The 21,611-nt window shown below is 72.9% G+C and carries 18 protein-coding genes; all 18 read right to left on the bottom strand.

The window, feature by feature from the left end; translation table 11 throughout:
- Positions 1 to 73: 73 nt before the first annotated feature.
- The 18 genes from JOE35_RS09285 to metK all read right to left on the bottom strand — a co-directional run bounded on the left by JOE35_RS09285 (position 74) and on the right by metK (position 21,475).
- Positions 74 to 1,531: a glutamate synthase subunit beta gene (locus tag JOE35_RS09285; protein WP_209560849.1), complete on the bottom strand. Its 1,458-nt coding sequence runs from the start codon at positions 1,529 to 1,531 to the stop codon at positions 74 to 76.
- Entirely contained in the window at positions 1,524 to 6,104 is a 4,581-nt protein-coding gene (gltB, locus tag JOE35_RS09280; protein WP_209560848.1) for a glutamate synthase large subunit, read from the bottom strand. Before gltB ends, JOE35_RS09285 begins: the two co-directional genes overlap by 8 nt.
- A 226-nt stretch (positions 6,105 to 6,330) precedes the next feature.
- Positions 6,331 to 7,332, bottom strand: a complete 1,002-nt coding sequence (gene lgt / locus JOE35_RS09275; RefSeq protein WP_209560847.1) for a prolipoprotein diacylglyceryl transferase — start codon at positions 7,330 to 7,332, stop codon at positions 6,331 to 6,333.
- Between the two features lie 88 nt (positions 7,333 to 7,420).
- Positions 7,421 to 8,239, bottom strand: coding sequence for a tryptophan synthase subunit alpha (trpA, locus tag JOE35_RS09270; RefSeq protein WP_209560846.1), 819 nt, complete (start codon positions 8,237 to 8,239; stop codon positions 7,421 to 7,423).
- The gene (trpB, locus tag JOE35_RS09265; RefSeq protein ID WP_133737528.1) at positions 8,236 to 9,444 is read right to left on the bottom strand and encodes a tryptophan synthase subunit beta; all 1,209 of its coding nucleotides are present in this window, start codon (positions 9,442 to 9,444) and stop codon (positions 8,236 to 8,238) included. Before trpB ends, trpA begins: the two co-directional genes overlap by 4 nt.
- A 2-nt stretch (positions 9,445 to 9,446) precedes the next feature.
- Entirely contained in the window at positions 9,447 to 10,220 is a 774-nt protein-coding gene (gene trpC, locus JOE35_RS09260) for an indole-3-glycerol phosphate synthase TrpC (protein ID WP_209560845.1), read from the bottom strand.
- The gene (locus tag JOE35_RS09255) at positions 10,221 to 10,469 is read right to left on the bottom strand and encodes a DUF6704 family protein (protein ID WP_209560844.1); all 249 of its coding nucleotides are present in this window, start codon (positions 10,467 to 10,469) and stop codon (positions 10,221 to 10,223) included.
- Positions 10,470 to 10,515: 46 nt separating this feature from the next.
- Positions 10,516 to 11,199 (bottom strand): Trp biosynthesis-associated membrane protein, encoded by a 684-nt coding sequence (locus tag JOE35_RS09250; protein WP_209560843.1) that lies wholly within the window; start codon positions 11,197 to 11,199, stop codon positions 10,516 to 10,518.
- The gene (locus JOE35_RS09245; protein WP_307803013.1) at positions 11,199 to 12,722 is read right to left on the bottom strand and encodes an anthranilate synthase component I; all 1,524 of its coding nucleotides are present in this window, start codon (positions 12,720 to 12,722) and stop codon (positions 11,199 to 11,201) included. The genes JOE35_RS09250 and JOE35_RS09245 overlap by 1 nt, the downstream gene beginning before the upstream one ends.
- Complete coding sequence (gene hisI / locus JOE35_RS09240) at positions 12,715 to 13,182, bottom strand: phosphoribosyl-AMP cyclohydrolase (protein ID WP_209560842.1); 468 nt, start codon at positions 13,180 to 13,182, stop codon at positions 12,715 to 12,717. The genes JOE35_RS09245 and hisI overlap by 8 nt, the downstream gene beginning before the upstream one ends.
- A 14-nt stretch (positions 13,183 to 13,196) precedes the next feature.
- Complete coding sequence (hisF, locus tag JOE35_RS09235) at positions 13,197 to 13,973, bottom strand: imidazole glycerol phosphate synthase subunit HisF (protein WP_209560841.1); 777 nt, start codon at positions 13,971 to 13,973, stop codon at positions 13,197 to 13,199.
- A gap of 2 nt (positions 13,974 to 13,975) precedes the next feature.
- Positions 13,976 to 14,815, bottom strand: coding sequence for an ATP phosphoribosyltransferase (gene hisG / locus JOE35_RS09230; protein WP_146900751.1), 840 nt, complete (start codon positions 14,813 to 14,815; stop codon positions 13,976 to 13,978).
- A gap of 67 nt (positions 14,816 to 14,882) precedes the next feature.
- Positions 14,883 to 15,146 (bottom strand): phosphoribosyl-ATP diphosphatase, encoded by a 264-nt coding sequence (locus JOE35_RS09225; RefSeq protein WP_123354635.1) that lies wholly within the window; start codon positions 15,144 to 15,146, stop codon positions 14,883 to 14,885.
- A complete protein-coding gene (gene rpe / locus JOE35_RS09220; protein ID WP_209560840.1) occupies positions 15,143 to 15,808 on the bottom strand; it encodes a ribulose-phosphate 3-epimerase in 666 nt (221 codons plus the stop codon). Before rpe ends, JOE35_RS09225 begins: the two co-directional genes overlap by 4 nt.
- A gap of 49 nt (positions 15,809 to 15,857) precedes the next feature.
- Positions 15,858 to 17,219: an RsmB/NOP family class I SAM-dependent RNA methyltransferase gene (locus JOE35_RS09215; protein WP_209560839.1), complete on the bottom strand. Its 1,362-nt coding sequence runs from the start codon at positions 17,217 to 17,219 to the stop codon at positions 15,858 to 15,860.
- Entirely contained in the window at positions 17,216 to 18,214 is a 999-nt protein-coding gene (fmt, locus tag JOE35_RS09210) for a methionyl-tRNA formyltransferase (protein ID WP_209560838.1), read from the bottom strand. Before fmt ends, JOE35_RS09215 begins: the two co-directional genes overlap by 4 nt.
- Positions 18,215 to 18,228: 14 nt before the next feature.
- Positions 18,229 to 20,244 (bottom strand): primosomal protein N', encoded by a 2,016-nt coding sequence (locus JOE35_RS09205; RefSeq protein WP_307803012.1) that lies wholly within the window; start codon positions 20,242 to 20,244, stop codon positions 18,229 to 18,231.
- A gap of 10 nt (positions 20,245 to 20,254) precedes the next feature.
- Positions 20,255 to 21,475: a methionine adenosyltransferase gene (gene metK / locus JOE35_RS09200; protein WP_209561967.1), complete on the bottom strand. Its 1,221-nt coding sequence runs from the start codon at positions 21,473 to 21,475 to the stop codon at positions 20,255 to 20,257.
- Positions 21,476 to 21,611: the final 136 nt, after the last annotated feature.

Here is a 21,611-nt window from a genome sequence, read left to right as displayed (position 1 = left end):
GTTCCTTACTGTAGGTAGGGGGGTGGGACGGCTGAGGACCCGTCCCACCACCTTATTCCCGACTCGAGCCGGGTCAGACCGAAATGGCGCGATCCGTGGGCTTGACCGGGAACGGCAGGATCGTCTCGCCCTCGAGCCAGGCGTCCACGGCCGAGGCCGCCGCGCGGCCCTCGGCGATCGCCCACACGATCAGCGACTGGCCGCGGCCGGCGTCGCCGGTCACGAACACGCCGGGCTCGGACGTCTGGTAGTCGCCGCCGCGGTCGAGGTTGCCGCGCGAGTCGAACGGCACGCGCAGCTGCTGCTCGATCGCCTCACGCTCCGGGCCGGTGAAGCCGAGGGCGAGGAGGACGAGGTCGGCGGGGATCTCGCGCTCGGTGCCGGCCTTCGGCACGCGACGGCCGTCGAGGTACTCGGTCTCGGCGACGCGGACGGCACGGACCTCGCCGACCTCGTTGCGCAGGAACTCGACGGTGGAGGCGAGGTACATCCGCTCTCCGCCCTCCTCGTGGGCGCTGGCGACCTCGAACAGCGTCGGGAAGGTGGGCCAGGGCTGGGACTCGGTCCGCTCCTCCGGGGGCTGCTGCCCGATCGCGAGGTTGGTCACGGACAGGGCGCCCTGACGGTGCGCCGTGCCGATGCAGTCGGCTCCCGTGTCGCCGCCGCCGAGGACGACGACGTGCTTGCCCTCGGCCGTGATCTGGTCGTCGACCCGGTCGCCGGCGCCCGTGCGGTTCTGCTGCACCAGGTACTCCATGGCGAAGTGCACGCCCGAGAGGTCGCGGCCCGGGATGTCGAGGTCGCGCGGCACTGTGGAGCCCGTGGCCACCACGACGGCGTCGTAGCGTGCGCGGAGGTCGTCCCAGGCGATGTCGCGTCCGATCTCGACGCCGGCCCGGAAGCGCGTGCCCTCGGCCCGCATCTGGGCGAGCCGCTGCTCGATCTGCTTCTTCTCCATCTTGAAGTCCGGGATGCCGTAGCGGAGGAGGCCGCCGATGCGGTCGTCGCGCTCGTAGACGGCGACGGTGTGGCCCGCCCGCGTCAGCTGCTGCGCGGCGGCGAGACCGGCCGGGCCGGACCCGACGACGGCCACGGTCTTGCCCGTGAGGCGCTCTGGCGGGTGCGGCGTGACCCAGCCCTGCTGGAAGGCCTGGTCGATGATGCTGACCTCGACCTGCTTGATCGTCACCGGCGGCTGGTTGATGCCCAGGACGCAGGAGGCCTCGCAGGGCGCGGGGCACAGGCGGCCCGTGAACTCGGGGAAGTTGTTGGTCGCGTGCAGCCGCTCGCTGGCCTGGCGGCCCTCGCCGCGCCACATGAGGTCGTTCCACTCGGGGATGAGGTTGCCGAGCGGGCACCCCTGGTGGCAGAACGGCACGCCGCAGTCCATGCAGCGGCCCGCCTGCCGGCGGAGCTCGCCGCTCTCCTGCTGCTCGTACACCTCCTTGTAGTCCATCAACCGCACGGACACGGGACGACGCTTCGGGAGCTCGCGCTTCTGGGTCTTCAGGAACCCCTTCGGATCAGCCACCGGTCACCTCCAGGATTCGCTTCCAGGCTTCGTCGCCATCGGGGTCGAGACCCTCGTCGACGGCCGTCTGCCGGGTGGCGAGGACGGCGGCGTAGTCACGCGGCAGGACCTTGACGAACTCCGACGCCGAGGCGTCGACGTCGGCGAGCAGGCGCTCGGCGACGGGCGAGCCCGTCTCGGCCAGGTGCCGCGACAGGAGGTCGGTGAGGATCTCGACGTCGGCGCTGCCGAGCGGGTGCAGCTCGAGCTCGCCGGACGCGAGGGACTCGGCGTTCACCCGTTCGCTGCGGAGCCGGTGCACGTAGGCCGTGCCGCCGGACATGCCCGCGCCGAGGTTCCGGCCCGTGTCGCCGAGGATGACGGCGAGCCCGCCGGTCATGTACTCGAGCGCGTGGTCGCCCACGCCCTCGACGACGGCGCTGGCACCCGAGTTGCGGACCAGGAAGCGCTCGCCCACGATGCCGCGGATGAAGAGGCTGCCCTGGGTCGCGCCGTAGCCGATCACGTTGCCGGCGATGACGTTGTCCTCGGCGACGAAGGTGCTCTCCCGCGAAGGACGCACGACGACGATGCCGCCGGAGAGGCCCTTGCCCACGTAGTCGTTGCTGTCGCCCTCGAGTCGCAGGGTGATCCCGGCCGGGAGGAACGCGCCGAGCGACTGCCCCGCCGAGCCCGTCAGCGTGACGTCGATGCTGCCTTGGGGGAGGCCGTGCTCGCCGTGGCGGACGGTCACCTCGTGGCCGAGCATGGTGCCGACGGCGCGCTCGGTGTTGCGGATGGGCAGCGAGATCGCCACCTTGCCGCCGTTCTCGAGCGCGTCCGCGCTGCGGGCGATCAGCTCGACGTCGAAGTGCGACTCGAGGTCGTGGTCCTGCTGCCTCCGGTTGCGGCGGGGCTCGTCGTCGTCGAAGTGCGGGCCGACCAGCACGGGCGACAGGTCGAGACCGGACGCCTTCCAGTGGTCGAGGGCGCGGTCGACGTCCAGGGCGTCGGTGCGGCCGACCGCCTCGTCGAGGCTGCGGAAGCCGAGGGACGCGAGGATCTCACGCACCTCCTGCGCCAGGAACTCGAAGAAGTTGACGACGAACTCGGGCTTGCCCGAGAAGCGCGCCCGGAGCTCGGGGTTCTGCGTGGCGACGCCCACAGGGCAGGTGTCGAGGTGGCAGACGCGCATCATGATGCAGCCCTCGACGATCAGCGGGGCCGTCGCGAAGCCGAACTCCTCGCCGCCGAGCAGCGCGGCGATCACGACGTCGCGGCCCGTCTTCATCTGGCCGTCGACCTGCACGACGACGCGGTCGCGCATGCCGTTGAGCATCAGCGTCTGCTGCGTCTCGGCGAGGCCGATCTCCCACGGCGTGCCGGCGTGCTTGAGCGAGTTGAGCGGGCTGGCGCCCGTGCCGCCGTCGTGGCCCGAGACGAGCACGACGTCGGCGAGGGCCTTCGTCACGCCCGCGGCGACCGCGCCGATGCCCGACTGGCTCACGAGCTTGACGTGCACCCGAGCGGTCGGGTTGGCGCGCTTCACGTCGAAGATGAGCTGCTTCAGGTCCTCGATGGAGTAGATGTCGTGGTGCGGCGGCGGGCTGATCAGGCCGACGCCCGGCGTCGCGTGGCGGGTGCGGGCAACCCACGGGTACACCTTGGTCGGGGGCAGCTGGCCGCCCTCGCCCGGCTTGGCGCCCTGCGCCATCTTGAGCTGGATGTCGGTGGCGTGCGTCAGGTACATGCTCGTGACGCCGAAGCGGCCCGACGCGACCTGCTTGACGGCGCTGCGGCGCTCGGGGTCGAGCAGCCGGTCGACGTCTTCCCCGCCCTCGCCCGTGTTGGACTTGCCGCCCAGGCGGTTCATCGCGATCGCGAGGGTCTCGTGCGCCTCCTTCGAGATCGAGCCGTAGCTCATCGCGCCCGTCGAGAACCGCTTGACGATCGACTCGATCGGCTCGACCTCGTCGAGCGGCACCGGCTCGCGGAGCCCCTGCCTGAAGGAGAACAGCCCGCGCAGGGTCATCAGGTCTTCGGACTGGTCGTCGACGAGCTTCGTGTACTCGCGGAAGATGTCGTACCGGCGCGTGCGCGTCGCGTGCTGCAGGCGGAAGACGGTGTCCGGGTTGAAGAGGTGCCGGGGGCCCTCACGGCGCCACTGGTACTCGCCCCCGGTCGCCAGGCGCTCGTGCGCCACGACGGACCCGTCGGTCGGGTAGGCGCTCGTGTGGCGCTGCTTGTTCTCGGCCGCGACGACGTCGATGCCCACGCCGCCGAGCACGCTCGACGTGCCGGTGAAGTAGGTGTCGACGAACTCCTGGCTGAGGCCGACGGCCTCGAACGCCTGGGCCGCGGCGTAGCTCGACACCGTCGAGATGCCCATCTTGGACATGATCTTGAGCACGCCCTTGCCGAGCGCCTTGATCAGGTTGTGGACGGCGTCCTCCGGCGAGATGCCGGTGATCATGCCCGACCGCACGAGGTTCTCGCAGGTCTCCATGGCGAGGTACGGGTTGATCGCCGACGCGCCGTAGCCGATCAGCGTCGCGACGTGGTGCACCTCGCGGACGTCGCCGGCCTCGACGATCAGGCCGACGGACATGCGCTTCTCGGTGCGGATCAGGTGGTGGTGCACCGCGGCGAGCATCAGGAGGGACGGCACGGGCGCGAAGTCCTGGTTCGAGTCGCGGTCGGAGAGCACGATGAACTCGGCCCCGGCCTCGATGGCGTCGTCGACCTCGTTGCACATCGCCGCGATGCGCTTCTCGAGCGCGCGCGGGCCCTTGTCGGCCCGGTAGAGGCCGCGGATCGTCGAGGTGACTCGCGACCCGGGGCTCGGGTCGATGTGCTGGATCTTCGCGAGCTCGTCGTTGTCGATGACGGGGAAGTCGAGCACGACCTGGCGCGCGTGCTCCGGGGTCGCCGAGAGCAGGTTGCGCTCCGGGCCGAGGCCGAGCGACAGCGACGTGACGACCTGCTCACGGATCGAGTCGAGCGGCGGGTTCGTCACCTGCGCGAACTGCTGGGTGAAGTAGTCGAACAGGAGGCGCGGGCGCTCGGACAGCACCGCGATGGGCGTGTCGCTGCCCATGGCACCGAGGGGCTCCGCCCCGGTCTTCGCCATCGGCGTGAGCAGGATCCGCACTTCTTCCTCGGTGTAGCCGAAGGTGCGCTGACGACGGATGACGGAGGCAGGCGTGTGCACGATGTGCTCGCGCTCCGGCAGCTCGGAGAGGCGGATGCGACCCTCGGCGAGCCACTCGCCGAAGGGCTCGGACGAGGCGAGGTCGCGCTTGATCTCGTCGTCCTCGATCAGGCGGCCGGCCTCGGTGTCGACGAGGAACATCTTGCCGGGGCGCAGCCGGCCCTTGCGGACGATCTTCGCGGGGTCGATGTCGGGCAGCACGCCGATCTCGCTGGCGAGCACGACGAGGCCGTCGTCGGTGACCAGGTAGCGGCCGGGGCGCAGGCCGTTGCGGTCGAGGGTGGCGCCCACGAGGCTGCCGTCGGTGAACGTGATGGCGGCGGGGCCGTCCCACGCCTCCATGATCATCGAGTGGTACTCGTAGAAGTCGCGCAGGGTCGGGTCGATGTCGACCTGGTTCTCCCACGCTTCCGGGACCATCATCATGATCGCGTGCGGCAGCGAGCGACCGGTGAGGCTCAGCAGCTCGACGACCTCGTCGAACGAGGCGGAGTCGCTGGCGCCGGGGCTGACCACGGGCAGCAGCGGCTTGAGGTCGCCCAGCAGCTCGGACTCGAGCTGGGACTGGCGGGCCCGCATCCAGTTGCGGTTGCCCCGGACCGTGTTGATCTCGCCGTTGTGCGCGATCATCCGGAACGGCTGCGCGAGCGGCCAGGACGGGAACGTGTTCGTCGAGTAGCGGGAGTGCACGACGGCCAGCTTCGACGCGAAGCGCTCGTCGCTGAGGTCGGGGTAGAAGGGCTCGAGCTGCAGGGTCGTGACCATGCCCTTGTAGACCGTGGTGCGGCTGCCGAGCGAGGCGAAGTACGCGCCGAGCTTGGACTCGGAGCGCTTGCGCAGGCGGTAGGCCTGACGGTCGAGCGCCACGCCCGAGAGGGGCTCGCCGTCGGCACCGTGACGGCGGCTGCGGACGAACAGCTGCTCGAAGGCCGGCATGGCCCCACGAGCCAGGGAGCCGAGCTCGTCGGGGCGCACCGGCACCTCGCGCCAGCCGAGGACGTCGAGCTGCTCCAGGTTCGCGATGCGCTCGACGCCGGTCTTCAGCTCGGCGCGCTCCTGCTCGTCGGTGGGGAGGAACGCGAGGCCGACGGCGTACTGCCCGGCCTCGGGCAGCTCGAAGTCGACGACGGCACGGAGGAAGGCGTCGGGGACCTGGCAGAGGATGCCGGCACCGTCGCCCGTGCCCGCGTCGGAGCCGATGGCGCCGCGGTGCTCGAGGTTGCGGAGCGCGCCGAGGGCGGCGTCGACGATGTCGTGGCCCGGGGTGCCGCGGAGCGTCGCGACCATGGCGAGGCCGCACGCGTCCTTCTCGTTGCGCGGGTCGTACAGGCCCGCAGCAGCGGGAACGGTGCTGAACTGCTGGTGAACTGGCGTGAGCGCCATGTGATCCGTCCTCACGGGGAGATCCGATGGGGGTCGGGACGTCGTCGGCCCGTCGTCGAGACGACGCCGCGGAGGCGGCGGTCGTCGGCAGGTGCTGACCGGGCGGCGATGGGCCCGGGTGCGGCGCAGCATGACTTCCCGTGGCTGCTTGTGGCAGCCGTGAGGCGGTGCTCGTCGCGGAGGGTGCTGCTGAGGGAACAGGTCGTGTCGTCGGTGACCGTCTGGCTCAGGAGCGTGGCGTGGTCTCGGTGTTGTCGTCCGATGATGCCACGGTGACCAACTCGGGTTCGTCGTCCTCCGTGTACGTGTCGCGCGAGTCTACCTCAGCCGCACGATCGGACGGCGCGCGCCCTGGCACGTACGGACCGGGCAGCAGGCCCGTGTGCCGACGATTCGCGACGACCCAGATGGCGATGCCGAGGACGATCGCGGCGAAGGACATCCAGACGTTGGTGCGGATGCCGAAGAACAGGAGGCTCGGGTCGGTGCGGATGGACTCGAAGACCGAGCGGCCGATCCCGTACCAGACCAGGTAGAACGCGAGGGCGCGGCCCCACTGCATGGCCGTCTTGCGCTCGATGAGCAGCAGGAGGGCGACGCCGGCCAGCATCCAGATGATCTCGTAGAGGAAGGTCGGGTGGAACAGCGTGCCCTCGGGCAGGCCCACCGGGTAGGCGGGGTTGGTCGACTCGATCTCGAGGCCCCAGGGCAGGTCGGTCGGCAGGCCGAACAGCTCGTGGTTGAACCAGTTGCCGAGCCGGCCGAAGGCCTGGGCGACGAGGAGCCCGGGCGCGAGGGCGTCGGCGAAGACGGAGAAGCGCAGGCCGGTGGCGCGGCAGCCGAGCCAGACGCCGAGGGCGCCGAAGAGGAGGGCGCCGTAGATGGCGAGCCCGCCCTCCCAGATGTAGAGCACGTGCACCCATCGGTCGACCGACGAGAAGTAGTCGGCCGGGTGCGTGATGACGTGGAAGAAGCGACCGCCGATGATGCCGAGCGGCACCGCGAAGATGGCGACGTCGATGACGACCCAGCGCTCGGCGCCACGGTCGACCAGGCGCTTGTTCGTGAGGAGGACCGCCGCGATGATCCCGACGAGGATGCAGATCGCGTAGGCGTGGATGCGGAGGGACCCGGGCAGCGCCGCGCCGAACGTCGAGTTGATCCAGCTCGTCAGGTCGAAGTACTGCCAGTCGACGGAGGGGCTCGGGATGCTCAGGGGAACGAACACGTGCGGGGCGCCTTTCAGGGGGGACTACGGGACGACGGCGGGCCGACGCGAGGACGACTCTAGCGTGGGCCGTCGTCAGGAACGGACGTCAGCGACGGACGGCGGCGCCGCCCGACAGGTCGGCGGCGACCTCGGCGAGGCGGGGCAGCCCGCCGTCGGCGAGGGCCCGGACGAACGCGGAGCCGACGATGGCCCCGTCGGCGTACTCGAGCACCTCGCGGACCTGCTGTGCGGTCGAGATGCCCAGGCCCACGCAGGCGTGCTCGACGCCCGCGGCCCGCAGCCGGTCGACGAGCGTGTGCGCCGCGGCGTCGACGTCGGTCCGTGCGCCGGTGATGCCCATCGTCGAGACCGTGTAGACGAAGCCGCGGCTGCGCTCGACGGACTGGCGGAGGCGGGCGTCGCTCGAGGACGGCGCCGCGAGGAAGACACGGTCGAGGCCGGTTGCCTCTGAGGCCTCGAGCCAGGCGGAGGCCTCGTCGGGGATGAGGTCGGGCGTGATGAGCCCTGCTCCCCCGGCCGCGGCCAGGTCGTCGGCGAAGCGCCGGACACCGTACTGCTCGACCGGGTTCCAGTAGGTCATGACGACGACGGGAGCGGCGGTGCGGGCCGTGATCTCGCGGACGGCCGTGAAGACGTCGCGCACCCGGAAGCCCTCGGCGAGGGCGCGCTGCGTCGCCGCCTGGATGACCGGCCCGTCCATGACGGGGTCGGAGTAGGGCAGGCCCAGCTCGATGACGTCGACGCCGTTCTCGGCCAGGGTGACGGCGGCCTCGATGCTCGTCGCCAGGTCGGGGAAGCCGACGGGCAGGTAGCCGATGAGGGCACCGGTGCCCGCGTCGCGACGGGCACGGATGGCCGTCGCGACCTTGCTGCCGGTCTGCGGTGCGGAGGTCGTGTCGGTCACAGCTGCTGCGCCTCCTCGTCGAGGACCCCGAAGTAGCGGCTCGCGGTCGCCACGTCCTTGTCGCCGCGGCCGCTCATCGACACGAGGATCGTCCAGTCGGGGTGGCGCTGGCCGAGCTTGATGGTGCCGGCCAGGGCGTGCGCCGTCTCGATCGCGGGCAGGATGCCCTCCGTCTGCGTCAGCAGCTTGAACGCGGCCATGGCCTCGGCGTCGGTGACGGGCTCGTAGTGCGCGCGCCCGCTCTCGGCGAGCCAGGCGTGCTCGGGCCCGACGCTCGGGTAGTCGAGGCCGGCCGAGATGGAGTGGCTCTCGAGAGTCTGGCCGTCCTCATCTTGCATGAGGTAGGACTTCGTGCCCTGCAGGTTGCCGATGCGGCCCAGGGTGATCGAGGCCGCGTGGCGGCCCGTCTCGACGCCGTCGCCGCCCGCCTCGTAGCCCCAGAGCTCGACCGAGGGGTCGTCGAGGAACGCGTGGAAGATGCCCATCGCGTTCGAGCCGCCGCCGACGCAGGCCGTGACGGCGTCGGGCAGCCTGCCGGTGAGGGCCAGGACCTGCTCGCGCGCCTCTTCGCCGATGATCTTGTGGAAGTCGCGCACCATGGCGGGGAACGGGTGCGGACCGGCGACCGTTCCGAGTACGTAGTGGGTCGTGTCGACGCTGGCGACCCAGTCGCGCATGGCGTCGTTGATCGCGTCCTTCAGGGTGCGGGAGCCGGTCGTCACCGAGACGACCTCGGCGCCGAGGAGGCGCATGCGGGCGACGTTGAGCGCCTGGCGCTCGGTGTCGACCTGGCCCATGTAGACGACGCACGACATGCCGAACAGGGCGGCGGCGGTCGCGGTCGCGACGCCGTGCTGGCCCGCGCCCGTCTCCGCGATGAGGCGGGTCTTGCCGAGCTTGCGGGCGAGCAGCGCCTGGCCGAGCACGTTGTTGATCTTGTGCGAGCCGGTGTGGTTCAGGTCCTCGCGCTTGAGCAGGATGCGCGCGCCGCCGGCGTGCTCGGCGAAGCGCGGCACCTCGGTGACGATCGACGGCCGGCCCGTGTAGGTCGCGTGCAGGGCGGCCAGCTCGGCCTGGAACTCGGGGTCGACGGCAGCGGCCTTGTAGGCGGCGTCGAGCTCGTCCAGTGCCGCGACCAGCGACTCGGGGACGAAGCGTCCGCCGAAGGAGCCGAAGTACGGCCCGGTCTCGTCTCGCAGTGCCACGGTCAGACCTCCAGGAAGCGGGTGAGCGCGTCGACGGGGTCGCCGTGCGTGACGAGGGCCTCGCCCACGAGCACGACGTCGGCGCCGGCGCGACGGTAGTGCGCCACGTCGGCGGGCGACATGACGGCGGACTCGGCGACGCGGGTGACGCCGGCGGGGATCGAGTCGGCCAGGCGGCCGAACAGGTCGGGGTCGAGCTCGAAGGTCGAGAGGTCTCGGGCGTTGACGCCGAGCACCTCGGCCCCGGCGTCGAGGCCGCGGGAGACCTCGTCTGCCGAGTGCGTCTCGACGAGCGCCGTCATGCCGAGCTCGCGCACGAGGTCGTGCAGCTCGACCAGTCGGGCCTGCTCGAGGCCGGCGACGATGAGCAGGACCAGGTCGGCGCCCGCGGCACGAGCCTCGAGGACCTGGTACGGGTCGGCGATGAAGTCCTTGCGGAGCACGGGCACGTCGACGACGGCGCGGACGGCCTCGAGGTCGGCCAGGCTGCCCTTGAACTTGCGGCCCTCGGTGAGGACGCTGATCGCGCTCGCTCCCCCGGTCGCGTACGAGAGGGCCAAGGAGGCGGGATCCGGGATCGCGTGCAGGTCGCCGCGAGAGGGGCTCGCGCGCTTGACCTCGGCGATGATCTTCACGCCGGCAGCGGGAGCCAACGCGGCCCGGGCGTCGAGAGCCGGGGCCCGGTCGAGCGCCGCGGCCTCGACGGCAGCGAAGGGCAACGCGTCGCGGCGGGCGCCGGCGTCGGCCAGGGCACCCGCGTACAGGTCGTCGAGCACCTAGTTGTGCGCCTTCGGCACGTAGCGGTGCCCGCCCACGCCGTAGCCCGCGCGCTTGAGCACCAGGCCGACGACGAGACCGACGAGCACGAGTGCCGCTGCGGCCCAGACGACCCAGACGACGGCGAAGAAGAAGGCGACCGTGCCGATCGAGAACGCGACCAGCATGATCACGACGGCGGTCCAGGCCGCCGGGGAGTTCCCGTGGCCGAGGTCGTCGGCGGTCTCGGTCTCGGCGGCTTTCGTCATCTGCTGGCTCACGGTGCTCCTCGGATCAGTGCGGTACGGTGCGAGTCTACCGGCTGGGTCGGTCGCCGGCGCCCGGGCGGGGCCCCGCGCCGTCGACCGGCGCGGCGGGCTCGTCGGGGTCGGTCGAGTCGCCGGGGTCGGTGGGGTCGGTCGGGTCGTCGCCGACCGAGAGGCTGTCCCAGGTCGCGCTCGGGTCGCTCGCCGGGTCGGCAGGCACGAGCCGCGTGGCGGTGTACTTGCGGCCGGCCTGTGGCCAGGCGCCCGAGGTGACGACGATCGCCACGCCGAGCAGCGCGGCGAGGACGCCGACGACGAGTGCGAGCCAGGGCCACGGGGTGGCCGACGTGGACGAGACGAGCGCGCGGAGGCTGTCTTGGCCGTCGACTCCCGTCGCGTCCGTGACCACGCTGCCGGAGGCGCGGACCGGGTCGGCGAGGGCCGTCCCCGCCGTGACCGCGATGCTGGCGCCGAGCGCCACCTCCAGCAGGCCGAGGACGACCCTGAAGACGCGGCCCGCGATCGTGAGGGCCCCGACGAGGGCCAGCGCCGCGAGGGAGAGGGCGGACACGGGCGAGCCGGCGACGTCGCCAGCTGCGGTCAGGTCGAGTCGCCCGCCCTGCGGCGAGTCGACGACGACCCCGAACCACGGCTGCGTCCACGTCAGCAGGCCGACACCGGCGAGGAGCACCCCGACCAGGATCGTGACGAGCTTCAGCCGCCGCGGCGCCATCAGGTGAGCCTCGTCATCGCGTTGGCCACGGCGACGGCGCGGAGCGGGGCCGCGGCCTTGTTGCGCGCCTCCTGTGCCTCGGCTGCCGGGTCGCTGTCGGCGACGAGGCCGGCGCCGGCCTGGACCCTGGCGACGCCGCCCTGCAGGAGGACCGTGCGGATCGCGATCGCCACGTCGGCGGAGCCGGCGAAGTCGAAGTACCCGACCACTCCCCCGTAGACGCCGCGCTGAGCCGGCTCGAGCTCGTCGATGATCTCGAGGGCGCGCGGCTTCGGCGCCCCCGAGAGCGTGCCGGCGGGGAACGTCGCGCGGAACGCGTCGATGGCGTTCCGCCCGGGGGCGAGGTCGCCCTCGACGCTCGACACGAGGTGCATGATGTGGCTGAAGCGCTCGACCTGCATGAACTCGGTCACCTCGACGGTGCCGGGCGTGCAGACCTTGAGCAGGTCGTTGCGGGCCAGGTCGACGAGCATGAGGTGCTCGGCCCTCTCTTTCTCGTCGCCGAGCAGTCGTTCAGCGTGCACCCCGTCCTCCTCGGGCGTGGCGCCGCGGGGGGCCGAGCCGGCGATCGGGTGGGTGAAGGCGCGCCGCCCGTCGACCTTGACCAGCGCCTCCGGCGACGAGCCGACGATCTGGTAGGGCTCGCCCGTGGCGTCCTCGAGGCTGACGAGGTACATGTACGGGCTCGGGTTGAGGGTCCGCAGCACGCGGTAGACGTCGAGGGCGTCAGCGGTCAGCTCGTGGTCGAAGCGCTGCGACACGACGACCTGGAACACGTCGCCGTCGCGGATGAACTGCTTCGACCGCTCGATCGCCTCGGCGTAGTCCGCCCTCGGCGTGCGGTCGACCGGCGTCGGCTGGACGCCCAGGTCGACATCGGAGAGCCAGGTGTCGCTCGGCGCCGCCAGGCCCGACTGCAGCCGGTCGAGGCGGGCCTGCGCGTCGGCCCAGAGGGCGTCCGCGTCGTCGACGCCGTCGTTGAGGACCGTCGCGATCAGCATCACGGCGCCGGTGCGGTGGTCGAGGGCGACGAGCTCGGAGACGAAGCTGAGGGCCTGCGACGGGACGGTGAAGTCGGCCGGGGGCACGTCGGGCAGGTGCTCCAGCTCGCGGACCGCCTCCCAGCCGACGAAGCCGACGAGGCCGCCCGTGAGCGGCGGGAGGTCGGGGATGCGCGGCGTCGCCCAGCGCTCGTGCAGCGCGGAGAGGACCTCGAGCGGACGACCGGTCGCGCCGCCGAGGGCACGCTCGGCGTCGAGCCCGTGCCCGAGCCAGCGCACCTCGCCGGCATCGGTCGTGAGGACGCCGAACGAGGACACCCCGACGAACGACCAGCGCGACCAGATGCCGCCCTGGCCGGCCGACTCGAGGAGGAACGTGCCGGGTCGGCCCGCGGCGAGCTTGCGGTAGATGCCCACCGGCGTCTCGCCGTCCGCGAAGAGGTCACGGACCACGGGGACCACCCGGTGGCCGTCGAGCAGTCCGTCGAAGGCGGCGCGCGTGGTCGACGAGCGGTCAGCCACGGTCGGCCTCGGCTGTGGTGTCGGCAGCGCTGTCGGCGCCGTCGGCGCCCTCGTCGGTCGAGGAGGCGGTGGCCGGGCTGAGCGGATCGACGTCGAAGCACGAGTGCGCACCGGTGTGGCACGCGGCTCCCACTTGCTCGACGGTGACGAGGAGGGCGTCGTCGTCGCAGTCGAGGGCAGCGGCCCGGACGAACTGCGCGTGGCCGGACGTGTCGCCCTTGCGCCAGTACTCCTGCCGGGAGCGTGACCAGAAGGTCACCCGGCCCTCGGTCAGGGTGCGACGCAGCGCCTCCTCGTCCATCCAGCCCATCATCAGGACGTCCTTCGAGACGGCGTCCTGGATGATCGCGGGCAGCAGGCCGCTCGCGTCGAAGCGGGCACGCGCGACGACCGGCTCGACCGTCGCACGGGTCAGGGGCTGGGCGGTCGCTGCCTCGTCGGGCGCTGTCTGCTCGGTCATGGGGGCTCCCGGTGTCATCGGACGACGGCGCCGGCGGCCGCCAGCTCGCGCTTCACGTCGCCGACGGTCAGCTCGCGGTTGTGGAACACGGAGGCGGCGAGCACGGCGTCCGCGCCGGCGGTCACCGCGGGGGCGAAGTGCTCGAGGGCGCCTGCCCCGCCTGAGGCGATCACCGGCACGCGGCTGTTCTCGCGCATCAGCGCGACGAGCTCGAGGTCGAAGCCCTGCTTGGTGCCGTCGGCGTCGATGCTGTTGACGAGCAGCTCGCCCGCTCCGCGCTCGATGGCCTCGCGAGCCCACGCCACGGCGTCGATGTCGGTCTCGGTGCGGCCGCCGTGGGTCGTCACGACGAAGCCGGAGGGGGTGCGGGTCGACCGCTTCACGTCGAGCGAGAGCACGACGCACTGCGCGCCGAAGCGGTCGGCGATCTCGCCGACGAGCGCGGGGCGGGCGATCGCGGCGCTGTTGACGCCGATCTTGTCCGCGCCGGCCGCCTGGAGACGCGCCACGTCGTCCGTCGAGCGGACTCCCCCGCCGACGGTCAGCGGGATGAAGACCTGCTCGGCGGTCGCGCGCACGACGTCGTAGGTGGTCGCACGGTCGTCGACCGTCGCGGTGACGTCGAGGAACGTGATCTCGTCGGCGCCCTGCTCGTAGTAGGTGCGGGCGAGCTCGACGGGGTCGCCCGCGTCGCGCAGGTCGAGGAAGTTCACGCCCTTGACGACGCGCCCCGCGGCGACGTCGAGACAGGGCACGACGCGGACCGCGAGGGACGGATCGGCGGTCGTCACGGTCAGAGCCTCGCGGCGTGGATCGGGCTCACGAGGATCGCCCTGGCGCCCAGGTCGTACAGGGCGTCCATCACCTGGTTGGTGTCGCCGCGCGGCACCATCACGCGGACGGCAGCCCAGTCGGCGTCGTGCAGGGGCGCCACCGTCGGCGACTCCATGCCCGGCGTCACGGCGGTCGCGGCGTCGAGCGCGGACACCGGCACGTCGTAGTCCATCATCACGTAGCGGCGCGCGACGAGGACGCCCTGGAGGCGGCGGTGCAGCACGTCGATGCCCGCGGCCTGCGCGTCCGACGCGATCAGCACGGCGGTCGACTGCAGGATGACCGGCCCGAAGACCTCGAGGCCCGCGGCGCGGAGGGTCGTGCCCGTCTCGACGACGTCGGCGATGGCGTCGGCCACGCCGAGCTTCACGGCGCTCTCGACCGCCCCGTCGAGGCCCACCAGCTGCGCGGTGACCCCGGCGTCGCGGAGGAACGCGCCGACCAGGCCGACGTAGCTCGTCGCGACCCTGAGGCCCTCGAGGTCGGCCAGCTCGCGGAAGCGGCCGGCCGGGCCGGCGAACCGGAAGGTGGAGGAGGCGAAGTCGAGGGGCGCGATCTCGCCGGCGGTCGAGCCGGAGTCGAGCAGCAGGTCGCGGCCGGTGATGCCGACGTCGAGGGCGCCCTGGCCGACGTAGGTGGCGATGTCGCGCGGGCGGAGGTAGAAGAACTCGACGCCGTTGCGCTCGTCGGCCTGGTACAGCGACTTCGGGTCGCGGCGACCCTGGTAGCCCGCCTCGTGGAGCATCTGGCTGGCGGTCTCGCTGAGGGAGCCCTTGTTGGGCACTGCTACGCGGAGCATGGTGGTGAGCTGTCCGTTCTGGGGCCGCGGGTCGGCGGCGTCACGTCGTGAGGTGGTGGGGACGGGCTCAGAGATGTCGCCACACGTCGTCGGGGGTGAGGCCCTTGGCGATCATGAGCACCTGCACGTGGTAGATCAGCTGCGAGATCTCTTCTGCCGTGGCCACGTCGCCCTCGTACTCGGCGGCCATCCACACCTCAGCCGCCTCCTCGACGATCTTCTTGCCGATCTGGTGGACGCCGGCGTCGAGCTCGGCGACGGTGCCGCTGCCCTCTGGACGGTCACGGGCCTTGTCGCTGAGCTCGGAGAACAGCTGGTCGAAGGACTTCACGAGGACAAGGCTACCGTCGCGGCGGCGGCCCTCAGCGCGGCGATGCGCTCGGCGGGCTCGCCGCCGTAGACGGCCGAGCCGGCGACGACCGTGTCGGCGCCGTTCTCGACGGCCGTCGCGATCGTGTCGAGCCCGATGCCGCCGTCGACCTCGAGCCAGACGTCGAGGCCGGAGGCGCGGACCGCGTCGCGGGCACGGGCCAGCTTGGGCATCGTCTCGGGCATGAACGACTGCCCGCCGAAGCCGGGCTCCACCGTCATGACGAGGATCATGTCCCACTCGTCGAGGGTCTGCAGGTACGGCTCGAGGTCGGTGCCCGGCTTGACGGCCACGGAGGCGCGGGCCCCGTTGGCGCGGATCGCGCGCGCCGTCGCCACGGGGTCGGCGGCCGCCTCGGCCGAGAAGGTGACGGAGAACGCGCCGAGCTCCGCGTAGCGCGGGGCCCAGCGGTCAGCGTCCTCGACCATCAGGTGCACGTCGAGGGGGACAGGGCTGACCTGCTGGATGCGCTCGACGACCGGCAGGCCGAGCGTGAGGTTCGGCACGAAGTGCCCGTCCATCACGTCGACGTGGACGAGGTCCGCGTCGGCGATGCGGTTCAGGTCGCGCTCGAGGTTGGCGAAGTCGGCCGAGAGGATGCTGGGGCTGATGCGAACGGGCACCGGATGATCTTACCGGCGACGCGCCTCCTCGGCCCCCGGCCCCTCTGCGTCAGGCGTTCTTCCGCACCAGCGCGACGAACATGGCGTCCGTGCCCTGGCGGTGTGGCCAGAGCTGGACGTAGGGCCCCGAGGCGAGGTCGACCTCGCCCACGGCGACCCGGGCGACCGCCTCGGGACCGTCGAGCAGCTCGACGTCGTCGCGGCGACGCAGCCCGGACTCGACGACCGCGCGCGTCTCGGCGAGGTGCGGCGAGCAGGTGACGTAGGCGAGCAGCCCGCCCGGCGCGAGGGCGTCGAGTGCGCTGGCCAGCAGATCGGCCTGGAGGCGCGTCAGCTCGCCCACGTCCGCCGGCTGCTTGCGCCAGCGCGCCTCCGGACGACGGCGCAGGGCACCGAGGCCGGTGCACGGCGCGTCGAGGAGGATGCGCTGGTAGCCGCCGGGCTCGTCGACGCCGAAGCGGGCGGCGTCGCCCTCACGGACGTCGACGTCGCCGGGGACGGCCCCGAGGGCCTGGCGCACCAGCCCGACGCGGGCCGGGACCAGCTCGTTCGCGACGAGGTGCGCGCCGACCCTGGCCGCCTCGGCGGCGAGCAGCGCCGCCTTGCCGCCGGGGCCCGCGCACATGTCGAGCCAGCGTTCGCCGGGCGCGACCTCGTGGTGGCGGCTGAGCAGGAGGGCGGCGAGCTGCGAGCCCTCGTCCTGGACGCGGGCACGACCGGCACGCACGACAGGCTGCTGGGCAGGGTCTCCCCCGGCGCTGACCCGCGCCAGCGGCGAGAGCAGGGCGTCGTCGCCGCCGAGCTCTGACGGCTCCGCGAGCCCGGGCAGGGCGACGAGGCTGACCCGCGGGGGCACGTTGTTCGCGGCAAGCAGGTCGACGAGCTCGTCCTGGCGGCCCTCGGCCGCGAGCGAGCGCCGCAGGGCGCGGATGACCCACACGGGGTGCGACCACTCGGCGGCGAGCCGGTCGTCGTCGCTGGTCGCCGCGGCGAGCACGCGCTCCCGCCACTCATCGGGGGTCGACCGGCCCACCGTCCGCAGCACTCCGTTGACGAACCCGGTGCCGGCGCGGTTGCCGACCTGGCGGGCGAGCTCGACCGACTCGTCGACCGCGGCGTGGGCGGCCACCCTGGTCGACAGCAGCTGGTGAACGCCGAGCCGGAGCACGTCGAGCAGGGCGGGGTCGATCGCGTCGGCCGGTCGCCGGGCGGCGAGGGCGACCACGCGGTCGTAGTAGCCGGACATGCGGAGCGTGCCGTAGGTCAGCTCGGTCGCGAGGGCGGCGTCCTGCGCGTCGAGGCCGGCGCGGGCGATGCGGGCGGGCAGCAGCAGGTTGGCGTAGGCGTCGTCGTCGGCGACGGCGCGCAGCACGTCGAGGGCGACCTGGCGGGCGGGCTGGACACGGCTCACGCGGGGGCCTCCTCGTCGGTCGTGGTGGTGACGGCTGTCGGCTCGGTCAGCAGGACGTCCTCGGCGGACGGCAGCCCACGGCTCCAGTCGGCACCGGACATCGGCTTCTTGCCGGGCGGCTGGACGCGGACGAGCTCCAGCGGTGCGGTGCCCGTGCCCACCAGGAGGCGGCGGCCGCGGAGGGCGATCCGCCCCGGCGGGAGCGGGTCGTCACCCGCGGCTCCGTCGGCGGCCGCGTCGTCGGCGGCGGGCGCGGCGCGCAGCTCGAGCACCTTGAGACGGGCGTCGCCGAGCGGGAGGTGCGCACCCGGCTCGGGCGTCGTGCCCCGCCACCGGTCGACCACGTCGTCGGCGGTCGACGAGAGGTCGAGCGCGCCGTCGTCGAGGACGAGCTTGGGGGCGAGGGTCACCTCGCCGACCTGGGCGACGGGCTCGGCCGTGCCCGCGGCGAGCCCGTCGACGACGTCGCCGAGCAGGACGGCGCCGCTGGCCGCGAGCTCGTCGAGGAGCGCCCCCGCGGTCTCCGTGCCGTCGAGGGGGCGCTCCAGGGTGCCCAGGAGATCGCCGGCGTCCAGCTCGGGCACGAGCTGGAACACGACGGCGCCCGTGCTCTCGTCGCCGGCCATCAGCGCCCGCTGCACGGGAGCGGCACCGCGCCAGCGCGGCAGCAGGGAGAAGTGCAGGTTGACCCAGCCGAGCCGGGGCGCGGAGAGCACGGGCTCGCGGAGCAGGGCGCCGAATGCGACCACGACCCCGAGGTCGGCGTCGAGGTCGGCGATCCGCTCGGCCACCTCCTCCGTGATCCGACGCGTCTTGACGACCGGCAGCCCGAGGCGCTCGGCCTCGAGGGCGACCGGGGTCGCGGTCAGGACGCGGCGACGGCCCTGCGGCGTGTCGTCGCGGGTGACCACGGCGACCACCTCGTGGTCGCTCGCGGCGAGGGCGGTCAGGGACGGGACGGCGGCCGACGGGCTGCCGGCGAAGACGAGGCGCAAGGGATTCCTGGAGGTCAGTCGGTGAACGGCTCGACGTCGTCGAACCGCACCCTGAGTGTAGGCAGCCCCCGGCCGCGTCGGGAGCCGATCGCCTTGCGGCGCTCGGTCGCGGCGCGGATCACCTGCGACCGCAGCACCTGCGCGACGTCGTGCCCGCTGGCGTAGTCGAAGCGCACGATCGCCCGGACGCCGGCGTCCGGCACGTCGACCGGCCCGAGGGTCTCCTTGCGGACGCCTTCTGGCAGCTCGTCCAGAGCGCGGGCCACGGTCTCGACGCCCCCCGTGACCGTCGCGACGCGGACGGCGGGCGGGAACCGCAGCTCCCGCCGGTCGGCCAGCTCGCCGGACGCGTAGCGCGCCAGCTCCCAGGTCGCGAGCGAGGACGCGATGGCGCCGCCGACGCCGACGAGCACGATCGGGGCGCGACGCGCCGCCAGGGCCGCCGCGTTGGCCCACCAGCGCAGGCAGTCCTCGGCCACCCGGAGGCTCTCACGGGCCAGCATCCGCTCGCCGTCGAGGAGGAGGACGGCCCGGTAGCCCCCTGGGGCGATCGGCTCGGCCCCGCGCGTCGCGACGACGATCGCGGGCTCGGCGTCGACGTGCCTCACCTGGCGTGATCCGTCGGACACGACCACGCGCACCCCGGGGAACGCCTTTCCGAGCTCGTCGGCGGTGCGGGACGCGCCAGTGCCCACCGACTTCATCTGCGTGCCCTCGCAGGTCGAGCACCGCCAGCCCACGGCGAGGGCGCCGCACCACGAGCACGCGGGCTGCGCGCCCTGCGCGCGCTGGACGAGCGGACCGCCGCAGCGGGTGCACCGTGCCGTGTCGCCGCACTCGGTGCAGGCGAGTCGCGGCGAGTACCCGGGGTGCGCCACCTGCACGAGCACCGGCCCGTGCTCGACCGCCGCCCGCGCCTCCGTCCAGGCCGTCGACGGGATCCGTGCCTGGGCCGCGAAGCCGTCCTGGGCGGCCTGCTGCGACGTGGGCACCACGTGCGGCTGGTACCGGGGGTCGGGACGGACCTCGGCGAGGAAGCCGATCTCGACGAGCCGCTGCACGTCGGTGCTCCGGGCGTGGCCGAGGAACACGAGGGCGGTCTGCTGCTGCGACTGGCGCACCAAGGCGGTGTCGCGGGCGTGCACGTAGGGGCTGAGCGGCTCGCCCATCAGGGGGTCGCCGTCGTCGAAGACGACGATCAGCCCGAGGCGGGCCGAGGGCGCGAGCAGCACGGACCGGTTGCCGACGAGGACGAGCGGCTGGTCTCCCCTGGCCCGCAGGACCGCCCGGTAGCGGTCGGCGTTCGACTGCTTGGAGTCGAGCCGGACCACGCTCTCCGCAGGCAGCAGGGCGGCCAGCGACCGCAGGACCTGGTCTTCGTCGCGGTGGTCGGGCACCGCGACGATCGCGTTCTCGCCCGCGGCCAGCGCCACCGTCGCGAGCTGGGCGACCGTGACGGCCCACCGGCCGACCCACGAGCCGTCGGGCAGCTCGTCGAGCAGGGGGACGGCGTCGACGGCGGCGCGGCCGCGGGCGGCGACGATGCCCGCGAGCTGGTCGGCCCGGTAGCCCGTCACCTCGGAGGCGACGACGACGGGGTGCGTGACCGTCTCGCCCGACTCGGCTGCGGCCACGGCGGCCGCGAGCACCTGCTTCTCGACCCTCGCCTGGCGGGGCGGCACGGCGAGGCGGAGCACGTCGCTGGCGGAGCCGCCCGCACGGTCCGCGACAGCTCTCGCGAGGGCGTGCACCTCGGGGGCCAGCACGGAGGCGGTGGAGACGATCGCCTCGACCTCGCTCAGCTCGCCGCCGTGCGCCGACGACTCGACGACCTCGACCACGAACCCGTCGGCGATGCGTCCGGCCGACCGGAGCGGGACCTTCACCCGGATGCCGGGCACGACGTCGTCCCGGAGGTGCGCAGGGACGGCGTAGTCGAACAGCCGGTCCAGCTGAGGCAGCGGCGACTCGACCAGCACCCGCGCCACGGCGCGCGGTGACGGCCGCTCGCTCGGCACGGGCACGCTCACGGGCGCCCGGTCAGAGACCGGCGGCGGCCCGGAGCGCGTCGACGCGGTCGAGGGCCTCCCAGGTGAACTCGGGCAGCTCACGGCCGAAGTGGCCGTAGGTCGAGGTCGCCGCGTAGATCGGCCGCAGCAGGTCGAGGTCGCGGATGATCGCTGCCGGGCGCAGGTCGAAGACCTGCCGGACGGCGTCGATGATGACGTCGTCGGCCACGTGGCCGGTGCCGAAGGTCTCGACGTAGAGCCCGACGGGCGCGGCCCGGCCGATGGCGTAGGCGATCTGCAGCTCGATGCGGTCGGCCAGGCCTGCCGCGACGGCGTTCTTGGCCACCCAGCGCATGGCGTAGGCCGCCGAGCGGTCGACCTTCGACGGGTCCTTGCCGGAGAACGCGCCGCCGCCGTGCCGGCTCGCGCCGCCGTAGGTGTCGACGATGATCTTGCGGCCGGTGAGACCCGCGTCGCCCTGGGGGCCGCCGATCTCGAAGCGACCCGTGGGGTTGATGATGAAGCGCGTCTCGGTCGAGTCGAGCCCGGCCTCGTCGAGCACGGGGCGCACGACGTGGGCGATCACGTCCGCCTCGAGCTGCTCGCTCGAGACGCTCGGCGAGTGCTGGGTCGAGACGACGACCGTGTCGACCGTGCGCGGGACGACCCCGTCGTAGCCGACCGTGACCTGGGTCTTGCCGTCGGGCCGGAGGTAGTCGAGCTCGCCGCTCTTGCGGACGTGCGCGAGGCGCTCCGCGAGCCGGTGCGCCAACCACACCGGCAGCGGCATGTACTGCGGCGTCTCGTTGGTGGCGTAGCCGAACATGATGCCCTGGTCGCCGGCGCCCTGGCGGTCGAGAGCGTCGTCGGAGGTGCCGCCCCGCGCCTCCAGCGCCGTGTCGACGCCCTGGGCGATGTCGGGCGACTGGGCGCCGATGGAGACCTCGACCCCGCAGGTGCGGCCGTCGAAGCTCACGGCCGACGAGTCGTAGCCGATGCCGACGATGAGGTCGCGCACGATCGTGGGGATGTCGACGTAGCCCTTGGTGGTGACCTCGCCCGCCACGTGGACGAGCCCGGTCGTCACCATCGTCTCGACGGCGACCCGGCTCTGCGGGTCGACCGCGAGCAGCGCGTCGAGGATGCCGTCGGAGATCTGGTCGCAGATCTTGTCGGGGTGGCCCTCGGTGACCGACTCCGACGTGAAGAGCCGGAGGCTCGTCGGGGCGGTCGTGCTGCTGGCGGGTGTCACGTCGGTCGAGGTCACAGGAACTCCGGGGTCGAGGGCGAGGGCGAGGGCGATGTCGAGGGCGTCAGGCCTCGTAGGACACGGCGAGGCCCCGCGGGACGGTCTCCCCGGGGGCCTCGTTCGATGCTACGACCGCCCA

This window comes from Frigoribacterium sp. PvP032 (genome assembly GCF_017833035.1).
Classification (GTDB): Bacteria; Actinomycetota; Actinomycetes; order Actinomycetales; family Microbacteriaceae; genus Frigoribacterium.
Note: the sequence above shows the minus strand (reverse complement) of the source record. Positions and strands in the feature narration are given on the sequence as shown.